8 protein-coding genes are annotated in these 6,996 nt (G+C 53.8%); 3 read left to right on the top strand and 5 right to left on the bottom strand.

The features are described from left to right. Nucleotides 1-323: 323 nt before the first annotated feature. On the bottom strand, nucleotides 324-1,202 hold the full coding sequence (locus C772_RS12855; protein ID WP_008300593.1) for a nucleotidyltransferase-like protein: 879 nt from the start codon (nucleotides 1,200-1,202) through the stop codon (nucleotides 324-326). A 187-nt stretch (nucleotides 1,203-1,389) separates the two neighbouring features. Here C772_RS12855 and C772_RS12850 point away from each other — a divergent pair, with 187 nt between their 5' ends. Continuing rightward, on the top strand, nucleotides 1,390-1,752 hold the full coding sequence (locus tag C772_RS12850; protein WP_008300592.1) for a YgzB family protein: 363 nt from the start codon (nucleotides 1,390-1,392) through the stop codon (nucleotides 1,750-1,752). Nucleotides 1,753-1,838: 86 nt separating this feature from the next. On the opposite strand, the gene perR is transcribed toward C772_RS12850, so the two are convergent. The 4 genes from perR to bcp all read right to left on the bottom strand — a co-directional run bounded on the left by perR (nucleotide 1,839) and on the right by bcp (nucleotide 4,383). After that, nucleotides 1,839-2,288, bottom strand: coding sequence for a peroxide-responsive transcriptional repressor PerR (gene perR / locus C772_RS12845; RefSeq protein ID WP_008300591.1), 450 nt, complete (start codon nucleotides 2,286-2,288; stop codon nucleotides 1,839-1,841). 100 nt (nucleotides 2,289-2,388) lie between these two features. Next, nucleotides 2,389-2,940, bottom strand: coding sequence for a cob(I)yrinic acid a,c-diamide adenosyltransferase (locus tag C772_RS12840; protein WP_008300590.1), 552 nt, complete (start codon nucleotides 2,938-2,940; stop codon nucleotides 2,389-2,391). A 2-nt stretch (nucleotides 2,941-2,942) separates the two neighbouring features. Then, a complete protein-coding gene (locus C772_RS12835; protein WP_008300589.1) occupies nucleotides 2,943-3,890 on the bottom strand; it encodes a D-2-hydroxyacid dehydrogenase in 948 nt (315 codons plus the stop codon). Nucleotides 3,891-3,903: 13 nt separating this feature from the next. Continuing rightward, nucleotides 3,904-4,383, bottom strand: coding sequence for a thioredoxin-dependent thiol peroxidase (gene bcp, locus C772_RS12830; RefSeq protein WP_008300588.1), 480 nt, complete (start codon nucleotides 4,381-4,383; stop codon nucleotides 3,904-3,906). Between the two features lie 126 nt (nucleotides 4,384-4,509). Between bcp and C772_RS12825 the strand changes: the two genes are divergently transcribed. Both C772_RS12825 and C772_RS12820 read left to right on the top strand, forming a co-directional pair. Further along, nucleotides 4,510-5,805 carry a glutamate-1-semialdehyde 2,1-aminomutase gene (locus C772_RS12825; protein WP_008300586.1) on the top strand — a complete coding sequence of 432 codons (1,296 nt, stop codon included), beginning with the start codon at nucleotides 4,510-4,512 and terminating at the stop codon, nucleotides 5,803-5,805. A gap of 87 nt (nucleotides 5,806-5,892) precedes the next feature. Beyond that, nucleotides 5,893-6,981, top strand: coding sequence for an FUSC family protein (locus C772_RS12820; RefSeq protein WP_008300584.1), 1,089 nt, complete (start codon nucleotides 5,893-5,895; stop codon nucleotides 6,979-6,981). Nucleotides 6,982-6,996 lie beyond the last annotated feature (15 nt).

The following is a 6,996-nucleotide window of genomic DNA, read 5'->3' as shown; positions in this document are numbered from 1 at the left end:
AAAGAGAGTATGAGTAAGCTCATACTTTAAAGCTGGCATATCAAGTGATACGTCCGATATCATTTGTTCCGTTTCCCCGACGGGGTCGGGTTCCGGGAACTCATTTCATCAGCGTTTTGCTGTTCAGTTTTCAAGGTTCATGTTTGCCGCTCCAAAAGCGACTTCTCTATGATAGCACCGGTCAACTTCGGTGTCAACACTCTTTTTCAAGAAGTTTGACGCCGCATTTTTGCCGGCCGCCGCTCTCAAGCGACGTTTACTATCATACTCAGTTTCCGTCATTCCGTCAAGCGGTTTTGCGAAAAAAATCGGGTGGTCCCCAATCACTCATCAGTGATCGGGGCCACCCGGTAGTTCCTGTGCTCGATTCTGCCGTCCTTGGCCTGTTTCCGGACAACTTCAATGAGCCCTCTTTCAATCAGGTATTCAACGAACACCTCGAGGTCGACCGAATAGTTTCTGAGTTCATCGTGTTCATGAAGCTCCTGGATGGTCCAGTCCTCTTTCTCGGACATGGCCGAAAGAATATGGCGTGCTCCGTCGGTCACTTTGGAATTGATGAAGAACTCACCTGCCAGGAACAAAAGCTCCAATCGCTTTTCAAGCGTCTCGTCACTCAGGACCAATTCTTCATACAACTTATAGATAGCGGGATCGATCTTTTTGACTTGTGACCAGACAGTCACTTCGGGAAGCAGCCCGCTTTCGAGTACCGCCAGCCGGGCGAGGCCGTGGAGGGAACGGACGACATGATTATAAGCGTCCAGGTAGTTCTGCTGTTCATAGAACATGCGTCCCTCCATATAGTGTCGGATCAGGCGTGAGAATTCGAGCCCGGTCTTGATCTGCCTTCCGTAGAACGGGAAATCCTTAAGTTCCGTTTTCAGGTTTTCGATGTATTCGTTCCGGTCGAAGAGGATGCGCCCGAAAAAGAGCCAGTCCACGATTTTACGGTTTGTCCCGAGCAGGAGCCACTTTTTAAGCTGCCGCTCCGCGACAACATGCATGGCTGCCTTTTCCTGGCCATCCGTGTAATGCTTCGTGAATACCGGCCGCTCCGCATCCTGTACCAGGATGAGAAGAATGGCATCGAACGTATCGGTGACGGGATCCAGCTTTCCCCGCTTCTCAACCAGAATGACGCCGAGCGTATTCGGGTCACCCGCACGTTCCTGATAGATCGGCCGCAGTAGATGCTCCATGGGGATTCCTCCTTTTATCTCCTGTTGCAAATTCGACAAGCATGCCGGGATTCCTTCCCTCCACCGAAAAAAGGAGAGTCAAATTTGCATCCCCTTCTTAAAATCGTCAATCTTATGGAAGTCCGACGGGAAACGATGCCGGAGAATTGTGGTATAGTAGACGGGAAATGAGGAGGAAAGTCGATACATGAAACCATATAAGAATAAAATCAACCGGATCCGGTCCTTTGCCCTGGCACTGATCTTTATCGGGTTCGTTGTAATGTACTTCGGAATCTTCTTTAAGCAGTATCCGCTTGTCATGGTCATCTTCATGGTACTCGGACTTCTTTGCATCATCGCCAGCACCGTCGTCTACTTCTGGATCGGCATGCTGTCGACCAAGGCCGTCCAGGTCGTCTGTCCGAACTGCGGGAAAGCGACGAAAATGCTTGGCCGGGTCGATATGTGCGGCCACTGCCGGGAACCGCTCACGCTCGACCCTGAACTGGAAGGAAAAGAGTTCGACGAATCCTATAACCGCAAGAAACCTGCACAATCCGGAGAATGATTACCCAAGCCGCCCCTTTGAACGGGCGGCTTTTCTGATGGAAATAAAAAAAACTCACGGAGCGCCCGCTCCGTGAGTCCGGTCCTTTACTGGACCACTGAATTGGTTTTGTTTTCCGCGCAGTCCGGGCATTTGCCGTAGACTTCCATCCTGTGGGTATCCACCTGGAACCCCGTAATATGGGAGGCCAGATGCTCAACCTCATCCAAACCGGGATAGTGGAAATCGACGATTTTTCCGCAGTCATTGCAGATGATGTGGTAATGGTGATGAGTCACAAAATCAAACCGGCTCGAGGAATCACCGTAAGGAAGTTCCTTTACCAGGCCAGCCTCGCGAAAGACGCGAAGGTTGTTATAGACGGTTGCGACACTCATATTCGGGAACTTATCCTCCAGCGCACGATAGATTTCATCGGCAGTCGGATGGGACATGGAAGTTACGAGAAATTCAAGAATCGCATGCCGTTGGGGCGTAATTCTCACGCCGCTCGTCTTCAACGTATCCAGCGCTTCCTGCAGCACAGTTTCAGACATGGACATGCCCACCTCTTTCCATAGAGATTCCTTTGTAATAATTGTTATAAACAGTTTATAGGAAAGAAGGCACTCCTGTCAATGAAACCCCCTTGCCGCATTATTCCGCGTGAAGAACGTCCTCCGAGCGGCCGAGCCTCATGTTGACATAGCGCGCGGCGACGAACAGGAAATCCGAAAGGCGGTTCAGGTATGCAAGAACATCCGGATTGACGTGGTCACCAACCAAGAGGGCGGCACGCTCCGCCCTTCGGACGACTGTCCTTGCATAGTGAAGGCCGGCCGCCGCCGGGTGTCCCCCGGGCAGGATGAAGTTCTTGAGCGGAGGCAGTTCCGCATCGTACCGGTCGATCCATTGCTCGAGCCGTTCGATTTCAGGCTTTTCCAGTTTCCACTTGACCTCCTTGCCCTCCGGTGTTGCTAGCTCCGCACCGACATGGAACAGCACCGTCTGGATCTGATGGAAAGCGGCCATCAGGTCGTCCTTGCCGTCGAAGAACTCCTGATGCAGGTGGGAGAGCCCGAGACCGATCGCGCTATTGGCCTCATCGCATGTTCCGTATGCATCAACAAGCGGATCCGTCTTCGATACGCGCTTTCCGTAGATAAGGGAAGTCTGCCCCTTGTCGCCCGTCCGCGTATAAATCTTCATATTTAATATCCCCTTTCCGGGTCGACCCGGTTTTCCATTTCATCAATACTGCCGTCCAGATAGGCCCGGAGGTTCGGCATGAAGATATCCAGGGACCGCTCGATATATCTGCCCGAATGGGACGAGACATGCGGGGAAACGGTCACATTCTCCATCTTCCAGAGCGGACTGTCCGCAGGCAGCGGTTCGGTTTCGAATACATCCAGAACCGCAGCTGCGGGACGGCCATTCTCCAGGGCTTCGATCAGCACCTTTTCTTCATAAAGGTCGCCTCTTCCGAAGTTGAGGAACAGTGCCGAATCCTTCATCGCACCGAAGTGCTCATGTCCGAGAAGCCCCCTTGTTTCCGGAGTGCTCGGCAATACCGAGATGACGGTATCCATCTCGGGAAGTGTGTCAACAAGCCCGCCAAAAGAGATCATCTCATCCATATGTTCCGCCTGCCTGCCTGAACGGTTGCATCCATACGTCCGGACACCGAAAGCCTGCAGGAGCCTTCCGATCTCGCTGCCGATCGCTCCCGGCCCTAGAATCAGCGCTTTTGAGTCCAGCAGCTCCGTGCCGCGGATTTTCTGATTCCACTCGCTCCGATCCTGCTGTTCATACACGACCCCCAGTTTCTTCCTGTATGCCAGAATATGCGCCAGCATCGTTTCGGCCATCGGCGTCTTATGGATCCCCCTTACATTGGTTACCGGGATGCCCCTCTCCCGGATCCGGCCGAGCGGCATCTGCTCCACTCCGGCCGATGCGACCATGATCCATTTCAGGTTTTTGGCCCGATCCAGGACATTTTCATCGATATCAGCCCCGTACGTGACGATGACTTCGCTCGTCTCCAGTGCAGGGTCGTCCGGTTTCCGGTCAAACAGAAAATGGATTTCCGGAAATTCCTTCTTCAGCATTTCTTCCTGATGCTCTCTGATCCTGAACAAAAACAGTACATCCATGCCCGGGTCCCCCTTAGTTGTCTGTCAGTTGCTTGAGTGTCTCGAGTGCATCCTCCACATGCCCCTTTACACGCACTTTCCGCCATTCCTTGACGACAGTGCCGGTTGGGTCGATCAGGAAAGTCGAGCGCTCGATCCCCATGTATTCCTTTCCGAAATTCTTTTTCAGCGTCCAGACGCCGTACTGTTCCGCCACCTGATGATCTTCGTCCACCAGCAGCCTGAACGGCAGGCCATGCTTATCGATGAATTTCACATGGGACTCCCCGCTGTCCGGGCTCACCCCGAGGATGACCGCGTTCAGCTTTTCAAACTCGTCGTGGGTGTCACGGAAGTCGCATGCCTGCGTCGTGCAGCCCGGCGTGTTGTCTTTCGGGTAAAAGTAGAGGATCACATACTGCTTCCCTTTATAATCGGACAGCGAGACCGTATTCCCTTCGCTGTCTTTTAGTGAAAAGTCCGGTGCGGACAGGCCTTCCAGTGTTTCTGCCATTCCCAATCCCTCCATGAAGTCGTTTTCTTCATCGTACCGGAGCGCACGTGGCATGACAATTCTTTTGGTGTTCCCCGCACTCTTTGTCTACAATGAGAATCGGAGATTATGAATGGAGGGGTTCCATTGGAACGGAAACAATCAGAACAGGTTTACAGCGAAGCACTGAAGCATATCGTGGGTGGGGTCAACAGCCCGTCACGTGCCTATAAGGCAGTCGGCGGAGGCGCCCCGACCGTGATGGAACGTGCGGAAGGCGCATACTTCTGGGATGTCGACGGAAACAAGTATATCGACTATCTCGCCGCATACGGCCCGATCATCACCGGACATGCGCATCCGCATATCACGGAAGCGATCACGCATGCCGCGCAGACCGGCGTGCTCTACGGCACACCGACCCGTCATGAAGTCAAGTTCGCCGAAATGCTGAAGGAAGCCATCCACTCGCTCGACAAAGTACGTTTTACAAACTCCGGCACGGAATCCGTCATGTCCACGATCCGTGTCGCCCGCGCCTACACCGGCCGCACGAAGGTGCTGAAGTTCGCCGGATGCTACCACGGACACTCGGACCTCGTGCTCGTCGCTGCGGGTTCCGGCCCGGCGACACTCGGCACACCGGATTCCGCAGGGGTTCCGAAGTCGATCGCGGAAGAGATGATCACCATTCCGTTCAACGACTCGGAGTCCTACCGCAAAGCCATGGAACAATGGGGAGACGAACTGGCCTGCATTCTCATCGAGCCGATCGTCGGCAACTTCGGGATCGTCGAACCTGAGAAGGGCTTCCTGGAAGAAGTGCATGAGCTGGCGAAAAAACACGGCGCCCTCACCATCTATGATGAAGTCATTACAGCGTTCCGATTTCACTACGGCGGTGCCCAGGATCTGCTCGGCCTGACACCGGACCTGACTGCGATGGGCAAGATCATAGGCGGCGGACTGCCGATCGGCGCTTACGGCGGCCGCAAAGAAATCATGGACCATGTCGCCCCGCTCGGCCCTGCCTACCAGGCAGGCACAATGGCCGGCAATCCGGCATCGATGCTGTCCGGGATCGCCTGCCTCGAGGTGCTGAAGGAACCTGGTGTCTACGAAGAACTTGACCGCCTCGGCGCAATCCTCGAAGAAGGGCTGCTGGAATCCGCCCAAAAGCACGGTATCACCATCACAGTCAACCGCCTCAAGGGAGCGCTCACCGTATTCTTCACGGATGAAACCGTCAAAAACTACAAGCAGGCAGAAGACAGCGACGGTGAGCAGTTCGCGAAATTCTTCCGCCTTATGCTGAAACGGGGCATCAATCTCGCCCCTTCCAAGTACGAGGCTTGGTTCCTCACAACCGCCCATACTGAAGAAGACATCCGCGAAACGATCAAGGCGGCTGACGAATCCTTCGCAGAAATGGCTCGCGGATAACCGGACTCCGGGGAACGATTGATTTCCTCTCCGCCGTTGGGGTAAAGTATGGGAACAAATAAACAGCGCGGAAAGGACAATCACTGAATGAAACTCGGTGCACGTATTTTAAAAACCGGCGTTGCGATCGTCCTCGCCCTGTTCCTTGCACAGACGTTCGGGCTTCCGACACCGCTCTTCGCGGGAATCGCGGCGATCTTCGCGATCCAGCCATCGATCTACCGCTCCTTCAAAACGATCGTCCAACAGGTCCAGGGAAATGTGATCGGGGCATTTATCGCGATCATCTTCGCCCTCATCTTCGGCGACCACCTGATTGGCGTCGGATTCGCGGCCGTTACGATCATCGCAATCATGCTGAAGCTTAAGCTTGGTGATGCAGTGACCCTTGCACTCGTCATGATGATCGGGATCATGGAACTGCCGGATGATAACTTTATCCTGTATGCTGTTCTCCGGTTTGCGACGATGCTGACCGGGATCTTCTCGGCTTTCCTGGTGAATATGTTTTTCCTGCCGCCGAAATACGAGCCGCGCCTGTTCCAGTCCCTTTATGACGTGCAGGATGAAATCATCCGCTGGACGCGGCTGACAGGTCGACAGGCCTCCGAGCATTCCGCAACAAAAAAGGCGATGGGCAAGATCAGTGACCGGTACAGCAAAATCGACACGTATTTTTCTCTTTTCAAAGAAGAACGCGGCTACACGAAGAAGTTCACCTTCCAAAAAGCCCGGAAGCTCGTCATCTACCGGCAAATGCTCGCCGCATCACGGGACGGATTTGATATCCTGAAGCAGCTCCATCTTTACGAGAATGAACTGATTGATATGCCGCCGCATTTCCGGATGATGATCCAGGAACTGCTGGATGAGCTGCTCACCTACCACGAGCAGATCCTCCTGAAGTTTGCGGGCAAGCTGAAGGACGACCGGATGAACCACTCCGGCCTCGATGGCAGGATGGACCGGCATGAAGTGATGGACATCTTCGTCAAGGAGATCAACATCGCCAAGCAGGAAGAAGAACAGGACTTTTCCGCTTATCACCTCCTGCACCTGCTTTCGTCACTTCTTCAATATGAAGAGCAGCTGGAAGACCTCGACCGGATGATTGTCCGGTACGTGAAACGCCACGGAGACGAGATGGACGAAAAGCTGCAGGAAGACATCATCTGATAACGAAAAGGCCCG

The organism is Bhargavaea cecembensis DSE10, assembly GCF_000348905.1.
In the GTDB taxonomy this organism is placed as follows: domain Bacteria; phylum Bacillota; class Bacilli; order Bacillales_A; family Planococcaceae; genus Bhargavaea; species Bhargavaea cecembensis.
Note: the sequence above shows the minus strand (reverse complement) of the source record. Positions and strands in the feature narration are given on the sequence as shown.